This is a genomic window from Paenibacillus popilliae ATCC 14706 (assembly GCF_000315235.1).
In the GTDB taxonomy this organism is placed as follows: domain Bacteria; phylum Bacillota; class Bacilli; order Paenibacillales; family Paenibacillaceae; genus Paenibacillus_B; species Paenibacillus_B popilliae.
Map to the genome: position 1 here is coordinate 1 of NZ_BALG01000113.1, position 1,582 is coordinate 1,582.

The window sequence follows — 1,582 nt, forward strand, 5'->3', positions numbered from 1 at the left end:
TCGGTTCGTTTGTAAGGGTACAAACATTTTACCGAGTTGGCGGCTTTTTTTCTATTCTTAAATTGTATTTTGTTGGTTAATCAACAGGCCTGTTACTGTTTAGATAACGGCAGAAATGCGAACCCGATACGGATGTTTACATATTTGCTGCTCAAGGCCATCTTTGAACTATCTGACGCTGACATCTTCGAGCGTTCCAGATACGACATGTCGTTTACGTATTTTTAAGGGATTTGATTAATGTGGGGTCCTCAATGGAGTTATTTTACCTTTATCTGAACCATCTGAGCCATTAGGGCAGTAAGCGTCCCCAATATTGCGAGGGGAGAAGCAGTCATATTACCGACACATATTATAACAACCTTTATTTTACTTTAAATGTAGCTCCATGTTACTGTTCAATAGTCATCACAGCTAGATTTTCGATACGCGATACAGAGGAGATGATTTAATGGATGTAACAAAGAATATTAAAAAAATATTTCTAACCGCAATGTTAATGTTAAGTGTTTCATTTCTCATGCCGGTAGCACAAATGAGCAACGTGAATGCGCAAGCGACAGAAGTGGGACAAGCGAGCGGGAATGTTCAATATTGGTTTTTTGACTCATTAGATGAAATATATGGGTGGGTCGATGACGTATCTCCTTCGTGGGTAAACCGCCTTTCTGAAGAAGAAAAAGAAAGTATCAGAGACTACTCCGAAAATGCCGAATTAATTAACGGTTACCTTCGTAAAGGTGTCAGCGATGACGTCGGAAATGGGTATACTAGGCAGATAATTCGTGACGCAGAAAACATAAGCAAAGGGCTTCAAAAATTTAACCTTTCTGAAGGGATTGTAGTTCATCGAAGAATTCATATGCCTGTGTGGGAAGAAGTGGAACCCTCCGATTTAATTGACGCTGTGATTACCGATAATGCATTTGTGAGTACATCGTTATATAGTAGGGTTGGCAATTTCAGAGGTAATGTACATCTTGAACTTACTGTTCCCGCTGGCTATTGCGGCGCCCCTATTATGTCGTTATCTAAATATCCATTTGAATATGAGTTTTTACTGGATAAAGGTACGAGCTATGTGATTCGCGACGTGAGATGGGACATGATGGGCATTTTAAAAGTGAGCGCGGAGGTGTTGCCACTTGAGAGGAAGGAGAATGACCAATTCATAGTGAGCGATGAGGTGTTGCTAAATACAGAATTTACTGTTGTCGGTGATGCTACTAAGGATCTTGGTGGTCAATCTGAAAAATATATTGTGCAGGATCAAACGGGGGAGCGTTGGTTATTTAAAGTGAGTGGCAAACCTTGGAAATCTGATTGGGTGGGTGAAGCTGAGGTGGGTGCCAATAAACTATTAAAGGCACTGGGCCAGCCTTCAGTAGAGATTGAGAACGTAACACTTGACATACCGGGTGTAGGTAAACGGTCCGGTTCGGTACAGAAAATGATTGACCTCAAAACTTGGGGATTAGGCAATCCAAAGAAATTAACGGATGAAAATCGGAAACAGTTACAGGAGTCCCAGATCATTGATTATTTGATTGCGAATCTGGACTGTCATGATGGTAATTTTGGT

General features: G+C 40.9%; 1 protein-coding gene and 1 pseudogene. Both read left to right on the forward strand.

The genetic code is table 11. The annotated features are described in order from the left end of the window. Nucleotides 1-93: 93 nt before the first annotated feature. Nucleotides 94-225 (forward strand): annotated as a pseudogene (locus PPOP_RS20410) (transposase); the annotation flags it as partial. A 226-nt stretch (nucleotides 226-451) separates the two neighbouring features. Then, on the forward strand, nucleotides 452-1,582 hold a 1,131-nt coding region (locus PPOP_RS09405; RefSeq protein WP_006286042.1), incomplete at its 3' end, for an ADP-ribosyltransferase.